This window comes from Erythrobacter ani, from assembly GCF_019204025.1.
Lineage (GTDB): Bacteria > Pseudomonadota > Alphaproteobacteria > Sphingomonadales > Sphingomonadaceae > Erythrobacter > Erythrobacter ani.
Window position 1 is genome coordinate 792,998 of the sequence record NZ_JAGSPB010000001.1, and the last position, 17,843, is coordinate 810,840.

Below are 17,843 nucleotides of genomic sequence, written 5' to 3' on the forward strand. Positions count from 1 at the left end.
TAAGGGGTTTCAAGGTGCCGCTCACCGCGTCGATAGGAGGGATGCCAGATTGGACGAAAATTACAATTATGCATCGCCAGAAGGCTTTTTATGTCGCCTCAACAGCTTCGTGCATCGATAAACTGCTCACCGGCCTCGACCGGCGTAATCGCAGAAATTGGCTCAACGCCAGTTCGGACCGCCGATTTCAAATCCGCGATTTTCCAGTTCATCCAGCACGCCGTCCTGTTCAGCGAGGACCCGAAGGGGGACGACAGCCAGAGTGGTGCCGTCCGAGCGCGCGGCATTCTCGATCGCATCGCTCCAGATGCCTCTGATCTCCTCGCCCAATTGCCGATCAGCCCACGGCCAGCACTGGCCGAGCGCGATTTCGAGCGGATTGGCCATTACCGCGGGGACGTCCAGGCGGCGCCAGTCATCGCCGCGCGCTTCGATGATGCTCTGTCCTGCTTCGGTAGCGGTCATCGCTGCCTCGAGACAGGGTATGTGGCTTTCGGGTTCGGCTTCGGCGAGATTGTCGAGCAGGTCCTCACCGCGAAACCGGGCGGGTCGTTCGATCGGGACATCCGCATCTTCGGCCGCCTCCCTGACGATATCGGTCGCATCATCGCCGGTGTCGTCGTCGAAATCGAGCCGCCGCGCAAGCAGGTCAAATGCCGTCATCAGGAAGCTGCCGCGCGAATAATCCTTGTCGTACTCGGCTTCGAGCGCGGCCAGCCGTTCGAGCTGCGCCGCATCGAGATAGTCGGCAGCGACAGTCTTGTCCGGCAATTTGGTGAAGCGCCCACCTCGGAAAATCAGACGGAAAATGTCGCCGGGGGAGATTTTGGGCTGCGAGCGGATGATGACCCGCTGCGCTTCGCCAGTCGCTTCCTCAAGCCGGTCCGGCTGCCACGGCGTGCTTTTGGGAACGGCACGGATTTCCCCGACGAGAACGACGGTGCCGGTTTCGGTATAGATCGTCCACATCGGCGCACCGGATCGCTGAGCCGTGACGACGATCTGGTTTTGGGTGGGCGGCGCGGGTTCGTCCTGCGCCGAAGCGGGTGCAGAAGCCAGTGCGGCTGCGACGCCCGCGAGGAATTTCTTTCGAGCCAACATAAGTGAGGGCGATAGGGCGGGCCGCCTTGCTCCAGTCTGTACCGATCTACTCGATCATCGCCTCAACGGTGTCATGCGGATAAAGCATGAATTCGCGGTAGATGCGAAAGTGTTCGGTATCCTCCAAAGTGATCGGTTGGAGGCCGAAACGGCTGATATCCCACAAGGCGGCGTCAGGCAGCGCCATCAGGATCGGTGAGTGGGTTGCCATGATGACTTGCGTTTTGCCCTCGCGCTGCATTCGCCGCAGAATCTTCAGGAAGTCGAATTGCCGCATAGGCGAGAGGGCGGATTCCGGTTCGTCGAAAAAATAGATACCCTGATTGTTCAATCGCTCCTCGAAAAAGCCCAGAAATCCCTGCCCGTGCGAAGCCTTTAGAAACTGAGGAGGTGTCTTTCCAGATTCGATCGACGCCTCGTCAAGATACCGGGCGACATCGAAGAACGTTTCGGCGCGAAAGAACCAGCCATTGCGGACCTGCGGAAGCCAAGAGGTTTTGAGCAACTCTCCCAGGGCACCGCCATCTGTGTCGTGAGCAATGGATTGGGAGACCGCACCCATTTGCTGCGCGCCGCCTTTGTCGCTGAATCCGCAAGCATGAGCGATCGCCTCCAGAATGGTCGATTTGCCGGAGCCGTTTTCGCCGACGATGATCGTGATCGGGCTATCGAACGCTATATCAATCCCCGAATTACCGATCATCGGCAGATTGAAGGGATAGCGGTCCCAGTCGACCTCGTCCGGCCCTTCCTGCTCCTCGCGCTCGGGAAGCCAGACACGCTTGAGGAATGGCGGGGGTAAAGCGGTATCGCGACGCCGACGAGCCATAGTCAGGGCACCAGCACCGTATCTCGCGGCTTTTCATCGGTTTCCGGGTAGTCGAGCGTGTAGTGCAGGCCGCGGCTTTCCTCGCGGTTGAGCGCGCTGTCGACGATCAGCTCGGCTGATTGAAGCAGGTTTCTCAGCTCGATCAGATCGGTCGTCACCCGAAAACTGCCGTAGTAATCCTCGACCTCCTTTTTCAGGAGCGCGATGCGATTGCGGGCGCGTTCCATCCTTTTCGTGGTGCGCACGATCCCGACATAATTCCACATGAAGCGGCGGATTTCCGTCCAGTTCTGCTTGATAACGACCTCCTCATCGGAATCGGTCACGCGGCTTTCATCCCACGGGAGGATCGCGGGCGGCTCTTCAAGCTCGTCCCACATGGTCAGGATATCGCTGGCTGCGGCCTCGCCAAAGACGAAGCATTCGAGCAGGGAATTGGACGCGAGGCGGTTTGCGCCGTGCAACCCGCTCTCGGTCACTTCGCCTGCCGCCCATAGGCCCGGCAAGTCGGTGCGGGCGTACAAATCGACCACCACGCCGCCACAGGTATAATGCTGCGCCGGAACGACCGGGATCGGCTCCCTGGTCATGTCGATGCCAAGCCCGGACAGCTTTTCGTGGATCGTGGGGAAATGCTCGGTCACAAACTCGGCGGGCTGATGGCTGATATCGAGGTGGACGTAATCGAGCCCGAACCGCTTGATCTGATCGTCGATCGCGCGGGCGACGACATCGCGCGGGGCGAGTTCCATCCGCTCGGCATCGTAATCCTGCATGAACCGGTGTCCTGTCTCGGGATGCAGCAGATGTCCGCCCTCGCCGCGGACGGCCTCTGTGATGAGGAAATTCTTGACCTCGAGATTGTAGAGGCAGGTCGGGTGGAACTGCATCATCTCCATGTTGGAGACCCGTGACCCTGCGCGCCATGCCATTGCGATGCCGTCTCCCGTTGCGCCGCGCGGCGCGGTGGAGAACTGGTACACGCGCCCTGCTCCGCCTGCGGCAAGGATCGTGGCTCTCGCAATGTGCCGTTCGACCCGCCCCGTTTCCTCGTTGAGTGCATAGACGCCCCAGACCCGCCCGGCGGCCGAGAATTTCTCCCGGTGGCGATCGGTGATGAAATCGATGCAGGTGCGCCCGGCGAGCATGGTGATATTGGGGCTCGCATCGGCAGCTTTCAGCAGCGCTTCCTGCACAGCCCAGCCGGTCGCATCATCGACATGGACGATGCGGCGGTGCGAATGGCCGCCTTCGCGGGTGAGGTGCAGCGAATCCTCGTCGCGGTTGAAGGGTACGCCGAGTTCGCACAGCCGATCGATACTGGCAGGCGCGCGCTCGATCACGAATTCGACCGTCTCAAGGTCATTGAGGCCCGCGCCCGCCACCATAGTGTCGCGCACATGGTTGTCGAACGTATCGCCCGCATCGAGCACGGCAGCGATCCCGCCCTGCGCCCACGCCGTCGATCCGCCCGTCAACGTCCCTTTCGCCAGCACGAGGACGCGTTTCGATTCCGCCAGTTCGAGCGCTGCGGTTAGGCCGGCAGCGCCGGAGCCGATAATGACGACATCGTATTCTGCGTGGTTCATGGGCGCGTCATGCCGAGAACCGCCGAACCGGGCAAGCAAAGAGCGTGAATTGCGAAGACCGGTCCGGTTTTGCAAACCTGCTTTGGCAGAGAGCACTTGAAACGAAGCGGATTGCGCGTCAGGCCGCTGCGATGGCCAAATCGCATCCCCCTTCGAACCGTCAGGCGCTGATTGCGCGGCTTTCGGGATATTGGAAAATGGAGGCGGGTAACGTGGTGTTCGTGCCTGGGATCATGCTGTTCCTGGCGGGCGGCAAGATCGGCATTCTTTCGATCATCGCCATGGCTCCGATGATGGCGTTGCTCGCTATCGGAGCAATCTATTGGCGCGCGAAGCTGCACCACATTGAACATGGCGCATCACCGGACCAGACGATCGAAAGGATCGCTGCGCTTGATAGGCCCATGCTTGTTGCCAGTGCGCTGGCGATCGCATGCGCTATAGTTGCATGGACTATCGAAGGTCTCGCTCTTGGCCTCGCAGATAGATGGGTCGCGACCGCTTCCGCTACCCTCGCCGCGCTCGAATACGTCAATTACTATCATCGCCAATTGCAGCATTTCGACCACCTTTCCGACTGGAAGCGACTGATATCGGGCGGAGGCTTTCGCAAGAGCCAGCTGCGTCAGGATATCGAGCGCCTGCGCGGCGATTAGCTCGCAGCTGCCAGCTCAGATTGGTCAGATCGCCGCGTTCCCCGTCAAAACGGGTAGCAATCGAGGTCAGCAGCGACGCTGATGTTTCCCGAATAGCTTTCTCCAATGGCAGCGCGGCTGTCATCGATCCGGCTGAGCGACCGGTTCATATTGTGGGTAAGAACCAGCTGATCGGGTTCCATCACACCTGCCAGCTCTCCGATTTCAGAAGGGGTACGGTGCAGGCCGCGCGGCTGCCCCTGCTCACCGTTGATCACATGATGCGCGAACAGGATCGCTGGCCGGGTGGCCGCAAGGCGTTCAGCAAACAGGGTGCTCGCCGCGCTTTGATCGCCTGTGATCACAACGGACTTGCCGCCCGCTTCTATGACGTATCCCAGCGCGGGCACCACTCCGTGATTGACCGGGTGCGCCGTCACAGAGAAGTCGTCGGAGATATCGAGCACTGACGCTTCGCCGCTGCCGTCTGCCGTGGTAATGTCGCGCGCTCGCAGCAGCGGCTTGTTCTCCGTTCCGTCGAGATAACCGCCATTGTAGGCGAATGCGCCGCCTTCCTTGGACATCAACCGTTCGAGGAACTCGCTCGTGCCGGGAAACCGCGGCGCGGCATCCGGGCCGATGACGGGCAGCGGATCGGTACGCCCCTCGAACCCGCCCGAATTGAGAATGCCCGCGAGGTCTCCGGCATGATCCGCATGAAGATGGGTGAGGAGTATCGCATCGAGCGTGGCCAGATTGCCGCCCGCTTCGGCGAAACGCAGGAAACTGCCGGCGCCTGCGTCAATCAGCAGGCGCGGCTCCCCGTCGATCCAGAGCAGGTAAGATGTGCCCGCCCGGGCCGCTTCGGCAATCGGACCGCCGCTGCCCAGAACTTGCAAAGCTACACCTTCGGATGGGCATTCATCGGCCGCGAGCTGTGACGCCGCGACGCTTTGATCGGCTGCGTCCGTCCCGTTGCACCCTGCCAACACCGCCGTGCTTGCAGCGAACATTCCCAACCAACCGGCAAATTGCATGCGTTCGCTCCCTCCTGGCCGAGCAGCATCTCGAATTGCTGCCCAAGGCATGAGCATCACCTGATGGAAAAGCGTTTTTCTTGCAACACTCCGTTGAAAAGCAGCTCAAGCAAGGCTGTCCGCCGGATAATCGCGTCGATCGCCAGCGTTACCAGAAGTGTGACCATCACGATCGTGACGAATTCCAGATGGATCGGGAGATCGATCCGGAGGAAATACACACCGAGCCCGACGACGATCGGATAGTGAAAGAGATAGACATTGTAGGAGGCGCGGACGAAGTAATCGGTCACGGCGGAGCGGCGCGATATCACTCCGCGCAAGACGTCGAGTACCAGGATCGATCCAAGGACACTAAACGGCCCAAGCACGATGTATTTCATGACACGTGCCGGCACCTCCGGTGTCATCCATACGGACGCATAGACAGCGCCGCACACCGCCAAGAGAGCCCAAGCGGCCGCTGTCTTGCCGGACTTCATGATCGGTCTTCCGGCGAGGATGAGTCCGATAATGAAATAGGGCGTGTATTCGAGCAGGGCTTCAAGCCGCACGGTCTCGTGCAGCCACCCGCCCAGTCCAAGCCGGGTTTCGCCGAAATAGAAAACGCCGTTCACGCCCAGCCGCCAGAGCGAAACCGCAACACCGGCCAAGAGGAAAAAGCCGAGAGTCGGTCTGATCGATTGGAGAAAGCCAAGTTTGCTGGACGCATCCTCGCCCTGGCTGTCGCCCCGGCCTTTTAGCAAAGCCAGAACAGCTGCCAGAGCCGAACAGCCGATCAGCACCTGCAGGAACCAGAGGTGCCCTACCCAGTCTTTCCCCGGCGTCGACATGAGGGCGATCCACCGATCGAAAGCGCCCGGTGATGGGTCTATGTTTGCTTTGGCCAGCATGACTGCGGGGCCGATGAGCAAGGTCGCCGCGAGCAGGGGGAGCCCGAGGCGGAAGAACCTTTTGCGCAGCCATGCGCGCGGATCGCGCTGCTCGAGAACAATCGCGCTGAGCATGCCTGCAACACAGAAGAAAAGCGGCATGCGCACGCCGCTCGAAATGCCGCCGAAATAGCTATAGGCGACATGGCTGACATCCGACGAAACGAACCAGCTCGGGCCTGCCGCGTAGATCAGCGCCGCATGAAACGGGATGCCCAGGAGCATAGCGGCCGCTCTGATCGTGTCGAGGAAATGCAGTCTCGACCCGTCTGCCAGGCGCGCAGCGATTATGGCACCATCGGCGCCAGCTGCTCTGCCAGCGCCATGGCGACCGCCTGCATTCCGGAAGGTTTGCGGCTTGTTCAAGATGTTCCTGCGATGACCATCAGGCGCAATCCTAGCGCCCGGCAGCAGGAGAATCACATGCGATTTGGCAGTAATACCTTGATTTATTGAGTGCCCGTGAGCTGGACGAACACGTCTTCGAGATCGGCTTCCCGCGTGGTGACATCCTCGATCGTCAACCCTTGGTCCTGAAGGATGGCGAGCACCTGCCCCGCGCTCAGTCTATCCTTGTCGTAGGTCACCTCGAGAGCGCGGTCGTCCAGCCGTTCGACCTTGGTGAAGGTCTCGTGAGCGGGCGTGACGGCAATATCGGCCTCGGTTTCCACCCGGACGATCTTCTCACGCGCCATCTCGATCAGTTCGCGGGTCGGCTTGTTCGCGATCAGCTCGCCGTGATTGATGATCGCGATCCGATCGCACAGTTCCTCGGCCTCTTCGAGGTAATGCGTTGTCAGCACCACCGTCACGCCCTCGCGGTTCATCTCGGTGACCAGCTCCCACAACTGGCGGCGCAATTCGACATCGACGCCTGCGGTGGGTTCATCGAGGACGAGGATCGGCGGCGAATGGACCATCGCCTTGGCCACCAGCAGCCGACGCTTCATCCCGCCCGACAATGTGCGGGCATAGGCGTTGCGCTTATCGGCAAGGCGCACGGCGGCGAGCAATTCTTCACTGCGTCGATCTTTGCCCGGAATGCCGTAAAACCCGCCTTGGTTTTCAAGCACTTCGTATGGCGTGAAAAACGGATCGAACACGATTTCCTGCGGGACGATGCCAATCGCGCGGCTCGCATTGCGCCGCTGGGTATCGATGTCAAAGCCCCATATCTCCGCCGATCCGCCCGTCTTGTTCACCAATCCGGCCAGAATGTTGATGAGCGTCGATTTGCCTGCGCCATTTGGACCCAGAAGTCCGAAAATCGAGCCTTCGGGAACATCGAAGCTCACACCATTGAGCGCCAGCTTTCCTTCCGCCTCTTCGCCCTTGGCGCCCTTCGGCGCGGCATAGCGTTTGACGAGGTTGTTGATGCGGATTGCGGGCGGTGTCGGCATGATTGCCGCCCTAGGATGGGAGGCGATTTAGCGCAAACAGCAATTGAATTCGGCCGCGCTCGCGATTATCCGCCTCCCTATGAACATACCTCCTCCCGAAGTGCTGATGGTCGAAACCAGACGTGTGAGCTGCGACGGTGCGAGTGGCATTCGCGGCGGCAAGGATTATCGTCCCGCCGCGCTCGGCCATCCGCGCATCTATCTGGAGATCGACGAACACGGATATGTCGATTGCGGATATTGCGACCGCCGGTTCGTGTTGAAAGGCGGTCCAGCCGACGGTGTCGACCAGTCGCAGCTACCCGATATCTCCGAGGGCGCAGATCCCGGCCACCGTTGATCCGGCGCACGGCCGAACGGGCACGCGCCACCGGTCAGCGTGCATTAAGGCGCGAATTGGTGTATCATCTGAGTCAGACTCAAGGAGAATGCCATGCCCCGCACACGCTTCCTTCCCAAAACCCCGATCGCATCTGCTTGCGCAGGCACCGCTGCAGCGCTCGCCATGATCGCCAGCGCTCCCGCCGCGGCAGACGAGCCGGTCGAGACCGAAACGCAGGTTGAAGAATTGAGCAAGGGTGAGAAAAAACTCGCGAAATTGCTCGAAGGGCGCGTGGCGGGTGAGCCTGTGAACTGCATCCGCAACCGCTTGAACAGTCCGCTGCGCACCATCGAAAACACGGCCTATGTCTATGGCCGCGGCAAGACGATCTATGTTCAGCGCACGCGGAATCCCGAACAGATCGACCGCAGCGACGTCATCATTTCGCAGCAATTCAACGGAACCCGGCTCTGCCGGCTCGATACCGCAACCACGGTCGACCGTCTGACCGGATTTTTCTCCGGCGCGGTGTTTTTCGAGGATTTCATCCCGTACACACGGGTCGAGCAGGCTGACGAGGCCAGCTAGGCACACTGGCCCCGCCTGCTCTCTCACCAGCTGATGCCGACGCTTTCCATCTGCGCGGCTGATTTTGCGGCGAGATGGTTCTGCGTCCGATTCGGTTCGGGCGTGACTTCTGTTCGCGCAGGCAAGCTTTCGAAGTCGCTCCTTTGCCCGAGCGGAGCAGCTTCTGCGTCCAATTTCCGGATCGAGCTACGGTAACGCTCGATCACCTGCGCCTGGGCTTCGCCTGATGCGACTTCATTCCACTCCCAGAGGGGCCACGTATCGCTTCGGCTACGCGAACGGGTGCGTGGCGTCCGCATTTTGCGATGCATCTCATCAAGGCCGGGCAAATCCGATGCCAAGTGTGAACTGGCTTTAGGATTTCGCTGTATATTCCCGTAACCGGAAAGCGGTAAGCGCGCCGCCCGCGTTGTTGATGCGACTTTCGAGACTTTCTGTAATATCAGTGTCGAGCCGTCCGAAAGCTGGTCCGCTTCGATAGCCTCCAGTTGCTTTCCCATGCGCCAGGTTCCGTAGATTTCGCCTGACAAGCAGCTCAAGATATTCACCCCTGCAAACAGCAAGAGCCACATTTCGAGCGATAAATTCTGTACCATAAAGCTCCCTCCCCGGCCCACGCGCACGTGTCCGAATTTCAGTCCCCAAATCGATCCCTACACCCGGAGGGCAGTCCGTATGACGGCGGCTGTCCGGGTTCGAGAAAACTAGGGAGGGCCGGCCTAAAGAGGTCTTGATACCCTGATAGGTAGAACCACCATGTTGGCGCGGTTTTACCGAGGGAAGTCCGGTGTTAACCTTTCGACATGGCGGTCATTCGTCCAAGGATTTCCTCGGCTTGGCTCATAATATTGTCGATCAATTCCTGGCAGGTGGGAATGTCGTTGATGAGGCCTGCGACCATGCCGCAGCTCCACGCGCCCTTGTCCATATTGCCTTCCATCATGATCGACGGGTAGACGCCGGCGACCTCGGGCAGGATGTCCTGGATCGTGATTGCATCGCCCAGCTCTTTCTCCTTTTCGAGCAGACGGTCGACCGCCTCGTTGTGAAGCACCCTTTCGGTGTTTCGCAGCGGGCGCATCACGAGGCGCGTGTCGAGCTCGGACGCCTCGACGATCGCCTTCTTCACATTCTCATGAACCGGCGCTTCCTTCGTTGCGATGAAGCGAGTTCCCATGTTCATCCCCTGCGCGCCCATGGCCAGGCTCGCCACGAGGCTACGCCCGTCAGCCATTCCGCCGCTGGAGACGAACGGAATTTCCAGCTCATCGGCAGCGCGGGGCAGCAGGATGAAGTTGGGAATGTCGTCCTCACCGGGATGGCCGCCGCATTCGAAGCCGTCCACGCTAACCGCGTCACAGCCGATTTCCTGCGCTTTCAGGGAATGCCGCACACTGGTGCATTTGTGGATCACCTTGATCCCGGCATCTTTCAGCGGGCCGAGCAGCTCGACCGGATTGCGTCCGGCAGTCTCGACCACTTTCACGCCGCCGTCGATCACCGCCTTCACGAGGCCCGGGTAATCGGGCGGCGTCAGTGTCGGCAGGATCGTGAGGTTCACACCGAACGGCTTATCCGTCATGTCGTGGCATCGCGCGATTTCGTTCGCGAGCTTTTCGGGCGTGCCTTGAGTCAGGCCGGTGATTATGCCCAGTCCGCCCGCATTGGAAACCGCCGCCGCCATTTCGGCAAAGCCGACATAATGCATGCCGCCCTGGATGATGGGATGCTGGATGCCGAACATTTCAGTGATGGCGGTTTTCATGTCTTCTGATCTCCCGTGAGTGGCTTTTCAGGCGGGAGAGAAGCGGAGAATGGCTGGCCTTGCAAGCTCGGTTTTGAGGGGGGCGGAAACCGTAGCGTCAGCAGGGCGACTTACCCCGCCGTCTTCCCCGGCTTCAGCAATGTCAGCACGATCCCTCCGATAATTGCGGCGGCGCCGACGGCCAATCGCAAGGTGAGCGGCTCGGATAGCAGCGCCGCAGCGCCGAGTGCGGCCATCACCGGGGTGGCAAGCTGAACTGTCGCCACTGTCCCGAGGCCCAGGCGGGGCGTCACCTTGTACCAGAGCACATACCCCAGCCCGGATGTCACCGCGCCGGATGTCAAGGCGAGAAGCACACCATGCCAGCTCGGCATCCCGCTATCGAACCACAGCATCGGCAGGACCAAGGGTGTTGCGAGCAGAAAATTGCGCGCCGTGCTGCCGGTAGCATCACCGCTGGATCGGCCGATGAGTGTGTAAGTGCCCCACGCAATCCCAGCGACAGCCATGAGCGCTGCGGCGGTGAAGTTCGTCTCCTCGCCTCCCGGTGCGAGCAACACGAACAGACCGGCAGAGGCGAGCATAAGGCCAAGCCATCCCGGCATACTCAGACTTTCCCCGCGGAAATAACCGGCGGCGATGATCGTCGCCTGGACACATGCAAACAGGATGAGAGCACCCACCCCCGCACCGAGGCTGAGATAGGCGAGAGAGAATCCGGCGACGTAAATGGCGAGCGATACCGCTCCGGGCGCGTCTTTCAGGCCGGGCCTGGTGCCGATCAATGGCAGGAGAACGATCGCGCCTGCGGCAAGGCGGATCGCCGAATAAGCCCCTGCCTCGATCGCTCCATCGGCAAGGGCTGCCCGCGCGAGCAGAGAATTACCGGCAAATGCCATTATCGCAAATGTCGCAAGGGTCAAGGTGAGGGGGGCGCCCCGCATCGGGTTTCTCCTGAACAGGACTGCGTGCTTCGCGCAGATCCTTGCGAAAGTTACCTAGCTGGCCGGATTGCCTTTTGCATCTCGCGTTATCGGGCCGGTCTCGCACAGGTCGCTCACGACGCAGATTTCGCATTTGGGAATACGCGCCCGGCACACTTTCTTCCCGAACTGGATCAGCCAGAAATGCCCGTCGCGCAGTGCCCATTCGGGGCTCCGCTCTTCGAGTTGCGCGGCGGTCTTTTCCGCAGTCTTGGCCTCTGTCAGTCCGATCCGGTTGCAGACCCGGTGCACATGGGTATCGACCGCGATCACGTCTTCGCCGAAAGTAAAACTCATCACGATGTCCGCACATTTGCGGCCGATCCCCGGCAGGCTCATCAATCCTTCGCGAGTGTCCGGGACCACGCCGCCATGGTCATCGAGCAATGCCGTGCAGAACTTGCGGATATTCCTCGTCTTGTTGTTGTAGAGCCCGCATGGCTTGATCGCCTGCGCTATCGCCTCGTCGTCGAGCGCCAGCATGTCTTTCGGGGTCTTCGCAAGCTTGAAGAGAGCCCTGGTCGCCGCCGCCGTATTGCGATCCAGCGATTGGGCGGAGAGCATGCAGGAAATGCAGGAGCGGAATGCGTCTGGCTGGCCCTTGGGGCCCTTCGCATTTTTCGTGCGGCCCGGCATCGCGTCAGACAATTTGCAATAGACTTCCTCGATCTGCTGTTCGCTGAGCATAGGTATTCAGCGAACGGCCTCCTTGCCGGTTCCCGTCGCGCAATCGGGGCGCACGGGGCATTCTTCGCAATGCGGTTTGCGGGGGCGACAATAGGTCTGGCCAAGCTTTTTCAGCAACAGGTGATGTTCGTCCATATCCTCCGCAGTCCACTCCTGCGGAAGGACCGGCATCAGCGCATCATAGGTACGCGCGGTATCCGCCTTGGCCGGCACGATCCCCATGCGCTGCATAATGCGCCGATGATGCCCGTCGATCACCATCGCGCGGCGGTTGAATACGCTCGTATTCATCACTCCGGCGGCGATCTTGCGCGCGACACCTGGCAGGGTTTCGAGCCATGCGATCGCATCGGCCGTTTCGAGATTGGACAGGTGGCGCAAATCCACGCTGCCGCGCAGTTCGATGATACGGTTCAGGCAGTCTTTCAAACGCGTCGCCGCGACGCTCGGGAAAGTCTGGCGTATCAGGCGCGCCTTTAGCTCTTCAACCGGTAGCGCAGCCACGGTCTCCCACGATTCGTAGTCGGCGAGCAGCGCATCCGTCGAAGCATTGGACGCCGCCGTCCTGGTCTGCGCGCCGATCACGCCGTGAACCAGAACCCATTCGGGCGACCTGCGCTTGTCGCCAGGGCGGATGATCCGTCCGAACCGCTCGATCAGCGCCGCCTGCGCTATGCGCAGTGTCTCGGTGCGGGGATCGGAGCCGAGGGGAAGTTGCATCAGCGCGTGCGGCGCTCCATCCATTCGGTGCGGGCCGCCTGAATGCTTTCATTCGATCCGCTGGCGGTCATCGCCGCAAAGCCGGTATCGGTCGAAGGATCATAGGTGACGACCGATTTGTAGGCACCGTTGCTTCCGCTCTGCCAGCTGAGCAACTGCCCGGCGCTCGTTTGAAGAAACCGGCCGCCGAGGGTGTAGCCTTCTTCAGGCGCCGTGATGGTCGTCAACTGCTCGAGCGAACCGGCAGTCAGCCCGCCCTTGTGGGGAAACCGTGCCAAGGCGATGAGGTCGCGCGGCGTGCTGGCAAGACCGCCCGCGCATGTAAGGAACCCCGGCAGTGGGCGCGGCGGCGACGCAGGGGTCTGGGCACCCGGCCCAATTTGCCTGACGAAGACGCGGCTGTCCCCCAGACCTGCGGGCTGGATGACCAACTCATCCATGACCGAGGCGATCGGGCGGTCCGTTTGCTTCTCGATGACGGCCTGGACGACCACCCAATTGACGAGATCGTAAGACCACCGGCTCCCGGAGGCGCCATTCAGATCGCCGGTCGCATACCGTTCAACGGCGGTCGCGGCATCCGGCGTCGACATGACCGCTTGCGGATCCGCCTGAAGCGCGGGCAGCAAGCCGTCGGAAATTGCACTGCGACTGGCGAGCACATCTCGCAATTTGATCGGAGCGATGGCGGTGTCGGCAAATCGCGGCAGCAATTGGCCTATCGTGTCGTCGATGGACAAGACGCCTCGATCCGCGAGACGCAGCGCCGCCAGTGTGCAAACGAACTTGCCGATCGACCCGGCCTCGTAAAGCGCACCCGGCTCGTCCTCGCCCGCGATATCGCTCGTGATCTGACCGTTGCTGTCCAGCTCGGCGTAAGCAAACGATCCCGCGAGCGATGGTGCTGACAAAGCGATCACGCAGGCAGCAACACCCAATTTCGCGATTTTCGACGAGCGGCAAAACATGCTCGCCTCACTCCCACTCGATCGTGCCCGGCGGTTTCGACGTATAATCATAAACTACCCGGTTGATCCCCTGCACCTCATTGACGATGCGGGTCGCGACTCGTGTAAGGAAGCTCGAATCGAACGGATAGACGTCGGCGGTCATGCCATCCGTCGATGTCACCGCACGCAGCCCGCAAACGCTGTCATAGGTCCGGCCATCGCCCATCACACCGACGGTCTTGACCGGCAGCAGCACGGCGAATGCCTGCCAGATCGCATCGTAGAGCCCGGCATTGCGGATTTCCTCAAGATAGATCGCGTCTGCTTTGCGCAGGATATCGCAGCGCTCCTTGGTGACCTCGCCCGGGATCCGGATGGCAAGGCCGGGACCGGGGAAGGGGTGCCTGCCGACGAAACCTTCGGGAAGGCCCAGCTCGCGCCCAAGGTCGCGCACTTCGTCCTTGAACAATTCGCGAAGCGGTTCGACCAGTTCCATGTTCATGCGTTCGGGCAGGCCGCCGACATTGTGGTGGCTCTTGATCGTGACGCTTGGCCCGCCGGTGAAGCTGACGCTTTCGATCACATCGGGATAGAGCGTGCCCTGCGCCAGGAAGTCTGCCCCGCCGACCTTCTTCGCCTCGGCCTCGAACAGATCGATGAAAGCACCGCCGATGAACTTACGCTTCTTTTCAGGGTCGGTGACGCCGGCGAGCCCATTCAGAAATGTCTCCTCCGCATCGACCGCAACAAGCGGGATGTTGTAATGATCGCGGAACAGCGAAACGACCTGTTCGGTTTCGTTCAGCCGCATCAGGCCGTGATCAACATATACGCAGGTCAGCTGGTCGCCCACCGCTTCATGGATGAGGACCGCAGCGACAGCCGAATCGACCCCGCCGGAAAGGCCGCAAATGACTTTTCCGTCACCAACCTGCGCGCGGATTTCTTCCAGCTTGGTCTTGCGGAATTCCGCCATGGTCCAGTCGCCCGCAAGGCCGCAGACATGGCGCACGAAATTCGCCAGCAACCTGGCCCCGTCGGGCGTATGGACCACTTCGGGATGGAACTGGATGCCGTAAAAGCGCCGTTCCTCGTCCGCGGTGATCGCATAAGGCGCGCCGTCGGAGGTAGCCACCGTCGTGAAACCGGGCGCGAGTTCGGTAACCTTGTCGCCGTGGCTCATCCAGACCTGGTGGCGCTCACCCGGCTTCCACATTCCGTCGAACAGCGTGCAGTCGCTATCGACATCGACAAATGCGCGTCCGAATTCGCCCATATCATGGCTAAGCACGCTTCCGCCGAGCTGCTTCGCCATGACCTGCTGACCATAACAGATGCCCAGTATAGGGACTCCCGCTTCGTAAAACTCTTCGGGAGCGAGCGGCGGATCGTCGTCGTTCACACTCGCCGGGCCGCCGGAAAGGATGATGCCTTTCGGACTTAATCGGGTGAAGGCTTCGCTCGCGCCCCTGAACGGCACGATTTCGGAATACACCCCCGCTTCGCGCACCCTGCGGGCAATAAGCTGCGTAACCTGACTGCCGAAATCGACGATCAAAATCGAATCTGGAATATGCTCTGCGTCCATTTTTGACGAGTTACGGAGCGCGTCCGGCACTGTCCAGCATGCCGTAACGTCATTATCGCAGCATTCGACAGATATTGCAGCGCAGCGTGGAAATTTCGGCAGAAAATGTAACTTTTTGGTTGCAAAACAGGGAACCTATGCTGCGCTCTTCGCATTTGCACAATCATCTTGTGCGATGCACCAGAGTTTCAAAGAACAACCGAATGCCGGTCAACGGTGTCGCCAACCCTCTTCAACCGGAGCATTTATCCATGCGTTTTACTCTCCCCCTCCTCGCTCTTGCAGCTGTCGCTGCGCCGCTTTCCGCCCAGACCGGCGAGCAAATCGTCGACGTGCGGATCGCCATCGCCGACATCAACCTCAACACCGCCGAAGGCCGCGCCGCTCTCGAGCAGCGCATCGACGCACAGCTTGAAAAGGCGTGCACAGTCGCATCGAATTCGCGCTACGATTACGGCCGCGATGTAATCGATGAAAAGTGCTTCAGCGATGCCCGCGCAGACGCGCTCGCGAAGGTCGAGCGCGTAGCTGCAAATCAGGCGCGCGCCGGCCGTGAGGTCGCAGCAAACTGATTTCGGCTGAGAAAGCATGATCCAATCGGGTCGGATGCGGCCGCCGGAGCGATCCGGCGGCCGTTTTCTTTGGGCGATGGGGTGAAAGCACATGGGCTGACGTCGGGGCATGCTGCAAGTTGCATATTTTGCATTGAACTTGCGAGTTTTCGCATTTGAGTTTGATGCAACCGAACATCATTTGGGTGTCAGCGACGGGCAGCGGTATCTCTCTCCACCTCGGCCCAGCGCTATTTGCAATCCTGTGTTCGCCAACGAGCCAGGGATGCAGTCTGCTTGTTGCCAGCAAGCAGCCGGACGCGAGACACGGAACGGGTATCTTCCAGGACCCGCCCGAGCAGCCTCGCGGTTATAAGCGTATTTCCCCATGCGCTGTGGCTGCTTTTTGGGAACGCGGTGCGGATGTCCCCACGCGCCCGGATGAGCGCGAAATCGGATATCCAGGCATCGCGCTCAGCCGATGCGGCAACGCAGCAGCGAGCGAGACGCGGCCACTCTTTCCTCACCCCCCGAACCGGTGGCCGCGTCTCCACTCGCTTCATCCGAGTTTTTGCGCGCGGTCCCGTAATTCGGTCTTCAGCAGTTTGCCGATATGGCTGCGCGGCATATCGTCAATCGGGTAAAGCGCCGACAGCCTTTGCGTTTTGCCGAGCCGCGCATTGACTGCGCCGCATATCTCCTCGCAGCTGCGAGCGCCCTCTTTGAGCACTGCGAAGCCGACCGGGGTTTCTCCCCACTGCTTGGACGCAATGCCGACCACGGCGGCTTCGGCCACGTCCGGCTCTTTTTCCAGCTCGGCTTCCAGATCGCTCGGGTAGATATTGAACCCGCCCGAAATGATCATGTCTTTCGCACGCCCGACCAGCTCGACAAAGCCGTCTGCATCCACCGCACCGATATCGCCCATGCGCATCCAGACCTCGCCCGTTTCGGGATCGGTCCATTGCGCCTCGGCGGTCTTGTCAGGGCGGTTCTTGTAGCCCGACATCATGGTCTCGCTGCGCCCGATCAGATTGCCCGGCGTACCTGGCGGGACTTCGTTGTCATCGTCATCGACCACCCTCATCACGCTTCCCGGCGCTGGCCGTCCGACGGTATGCAGTTTGTCCGGAAACTGATCCGCCTGAAGCAGGCAGACGACACCGCCTTCGGTCATCGAATAGATTTCGACCAGTGCGCCGGGCATCCGGTCCAGCACTTCGCGCTTCAACTCGGGAGAAAACGGAGCAGAGGTGCAATATTTGACGGCAAGCGACGACAGGTCGAATTCATCGAAGGAGGCAAAGTCCATCAGGCGCTGATATTGTACCGGCACCAGCATCGTGACGGTCGTGCGGTCATCCTGTGCATATCGCAGCCATTTGGCGCAGTCGAACTTGCCCATGATCCGCACGGTCCCGCCTGCAAACAGCGGAGCGAGGAAGGCGACCATCGTCGTGTTCGAATAGAGCGGCGTGGAGGCAAGCGAGCGCACCGGCAACCCCCCTTCGAGATAGGACAAAGCGGTGGAGGCAAACTGCCGCCAGCGCATCTGGTGCGAATGCACGATCCCTTTCGGAATGCCAGTCGTGCCGGACGAATAGATGATGTTGAAAGGGTCTGCGGGCTCCGGCTCGAACGCGGGCGCTCTGCTGCCCGGCGGTGCCATCCACATGCCGATATCTTCGAGCGGGACCCGAATGAGACCCGCCATGAAATCAGCGCCGAGCTCTGCGGCTTTCGCCCTGTCGATGAAGAGATGGCGTGCGCCCGAATCCCTGGCCATGCCCTCCAGCTGCTCGGGCGAGGCGCTGGTGGTGAGCGGCGCCGCAACCCCGCCGGCGCGGACGGCTGCGAGAAATACAAGCGCATATTCGATCGAGGACGTGCCGAGGATCGCGACCGACTGGCCCCGCTCCAGCCCCGTTTCCACGAGACGCGCGGCGAGACGTTCGACCTCCCCGATCAATTCGGCCCAGGCGATGTCGCGGTTGTCATCGACCAGCGCAATCTTGTCCGGATGCGCCTGCGCGTGGCCTTGTAGCACTGCGGGAAAAGAGCCGAAGGGCTGGACTAGCGTTTCTTTCATACCGGTTCGGGCCTCCGTGCCGACTTGTCTTGTTTCGCCTCAGGCCTAAGGTCGGCAGCTGCAATTGGCCAGAGCGG

Annotated in this window: 18 protein-coding genes; 4 read left to right on the top strand and 14 right to left on the bottom strand. The window is 60.8% G+C overall.

Features of this window, described 5'->3' with window-relative positions; genetic code table 11:
* Window positions 1–162: 162 nt before the first annotated feature.
* From KCG45_RS03790 to nadB, 3 genes are read right to left on the bottom strand one after another with little or no spacing between them, the layout of a single operon-like run.
* Window positions 163–1,101, bottom strand: a complete 939-nt coding sequence (locus KCG45_RS03790; RefSeq protein ID WP_255547935.1) for a TraB/GumN family protein — start codon at window positions 1,099–1,101, stop codon at window positions 163–165.
* A 46-nt stretch (window positions 1,102–1,147) separates the two neighbouring features.
* Window positions 1,148–1,930, bottom strand: coding sequence for an AAA family ATPase (locus KCG45_RS03795; RefSeq protein ID WP_218315766.1), 783 nt, complete (start codon window positions 1,928–1,930; stop codon window positions 1,148–1,150).
* 2 nt (window positions 1,931–1,932) lie between these two features.
* A complete protein-coding gene (nadB, locus tag KCG45_RS03800; RefSeq protein ID WP_218315767.1) occupies window positions 1,933–3,519 on the bottom strand; it encodes an L-aspartate oxidase in 1,587 nt (528 codons plus the stop codon).
* A gap of 44 nt (window positions 3,520–3,563) precedes the next feature.
* On the opposite strand from nadB, the gene KCG45_RS03805 reads away from it, so the two are divergent.
* Window positions 3,564–4,175, top strand: coding sequence for a hypothetical protein (locus KCG45_RS03805; RefSeq protein WP_218315768.1), 612 nt, complete (start codon window positions 3,564–3,566; stop codon window positions 4,173–4,175).
* A gap of 44 nt (window positions 4,176–4,219) precedes the next feature.
* Here the strand turns inward: KCG45_RS03805 and KCG45_RS03810 are convergent, their stop codons facing one another.
* The 3 genes from KCG45_RS03810 to KCG45_RS03820 form a co-directional block, all read right to left on the bottom strand.
* Window positions 4,220–5,191 carry an MBL fold metallo-hydrolase gene (locus KCG45_RS03810; RefSeq protein ID WP_218315769.1) on the bottom strand — a complete coding sequence of 324 codons (972 nt, stop codon included), beginning with the start codon at window positions 5,189–5,191 and terminating at the stop codon, window positions 4,220–4,222.
* Window positions 5,192–5,247: 56 nt separating this feature from the next.
* Window positions 5,248–6,489 (bottom strand): acyltransferase family protein, encoded by a 1,242-nt coding sequence (locus KCG45_RS03815; protein WP_218315770.1) that lies wholly within the window; start codon window positions 6,487–6,489, stop codon window positions 5,248–5,250.
* Between the two features lie 83 nt (window positions 6,490–6,572).
* Window positions 6,573–7,523 (bottom strand): ABC transporter ATP-binding protein, encoded by a 951-nt coding sequence (locus KCG45_RS03820; RefSeq protein WP_218315771.1) that lies wholly within the window; start codon window positions 7,521–7,523, stop codon window positions 6,573–6,575.
* Window positions 7,524–7,602: 79 nt separating this feature from the next.
* Here KCG45_RS03820 and KCG45_RS03825 point away from each other — a divergent pair, with 79 nt between their 5' ends.
* Both KCG45_RS03825 and KCG45_RS03830 read left to right on the top strand, forming a co-directional pair.
* The gene (locus KCG45_RS03825) at window positions 7,603–7,863 is read left to right on the top strand and encodes a zinc-finger domain-containing protein (RefSeq protein WP_218315772.1); all 261 of its coding nucleotides are present in this window, start codon (window positions 7,603–7,605) and stop codon (window positions 7,861–7,863) included.
* A 93-nt stretch (window positions 7,864–7,956) separates the two neighbouring features.
* Complete coding sequence (locus KCG45_RS03830) at window positions 7,957–8,433, top strand: hypothetical protein (protein WP_218315773.1); 477 nt, start codon at window positions 7,957–7,959, stop codon at window positions 8,431–8,433.
* Between the two features lie 23 nt (window positions 8,434–8,456).
* Here KCG45_RS03830 and KCG45_RS03835 read toward each other — a convergent pair whose 3' ends face one another.
* The 7 genes from KCG45_RS03835 to guaA form a co-directional block, all read right to left on the bottom strand.
* Window positions 8,457–9,056, bottom strand: a complete 600-nt coding sequence (locus KCG45_RS03835) for a hypothetical protein (protein WP_218315774.1) — start codon at window positions 9,054–9,056, stop codon at window positions 8,457–8,459.
* Between the two features lie 167 nt (window positions 9,057–9,223).
* Window positions 9,224–10,198: an NAD(P)H-dependent flavin oxidoreductase gene (locus KCG45_RS03840; protein ID WP_218315775.1), complete on the bottom strand. Its 975-nt coding sequence runs from the start codon at window positions 10,196–10,198 to the stop codon at window positions 9,224–9,226.
* Window positions 10,199–10,308: 110 nt separating this feature from the next.
* Window positions 10,309–11,142: a DMT family transporter gene (locus KCG45_RS03845; RefSeq protein WP_218315776.1), complete on the bottom strand. Its 834-nt coding sequence runs from the start codon at window positions 11,140–11,142 to the stop codon at window positions 10,309–10,311.
* A 54-nt stretch (window positions 11,143–11,196) separates the two neighbouring features.
* Window positions 11,197–11,868, bottom strand: a complete 672-nt coding sequence (locus tag KCG45_RS03850; RefSeq protein ID WP_218315777.1) for an endonuclease III domain-containing protein — start codon at window positions 11,866–11,868, stop codon at window positions 11,197–11,199.
* A 6-nt stretch (window positions 11,869–11,874) separates the two neighbouring features.
* Window positions 11,875–12,588, bottom strand: a complete 714-nt coding sequence (locus KCG45_RS03855) for an endonuclease III domain-containing protein (protein ID WP_218315778.1) — start codon at window positions 12,586–12,588, stop codon at window positions 11,875–11,877.
* Window positions 12,588–13,556 carry a serine hydrolase domain-containing protein gene (locus tag KCG45_RS03860; protein ID WP_218315779.1) on the bottom strand — a complete coding sequence of 323 codons (969 nt, stop codon included), beginning with the start codon at window positions 13,554–13,556 and terminating at the stop codon, window positions 12,588–12,590. Before KCG45_RS03860 ends, KCG45_RS03855 begins: the two co-directional genes overlap by 1 nt.
* 7 nt (window positions 13,557–13,563) lie before the next feature.
* Complete coding sequence (gene guaA / locus KCG45_RS03865) at window positions 13,564–15,126, bottom strand: glutamine-hydrolyzing GMP synthase (RefSeq protein WP_218316410.1); 1,563 nt, start codon at window positions 15,124–15,126, stop codon at window positions 13,564–13,566.
* Between the two features lie 251 nt (window positions 15,127–15,377).
* Here guaA and KCG45_RS03870 point away from each other — a divergent pair, with 251 nt between their 5' ends.
* Window positions 15,378–15,698: a UrcA family protein gene (locus KCG45_RS03870; RefSeq protein WP_218315780.1), complete on the top strand. Its 321-nt coding sequence runs from the start codon at window positions 15,378–15,380 to the stop codon at window positions 15,696–15,698.
* Window positions 15,699–16,236: 538 nt separating this feature from the next.
* Here KCG45_RS03870 and KCG45_RS03875 read toward each other — a convergent pair.
* A complete protein-coding gene (locus KCG45_RS03875; protein WP_218315781.1) occupies window positions 16,237–17,766 on the bottom strand; it encodes a class I adenylate-forming enzyme family protein in 1,530 nt (509 codons plus the stop codon).
* Window positions 17,767–17,843 lie beyond the last annotated feature (77 nt).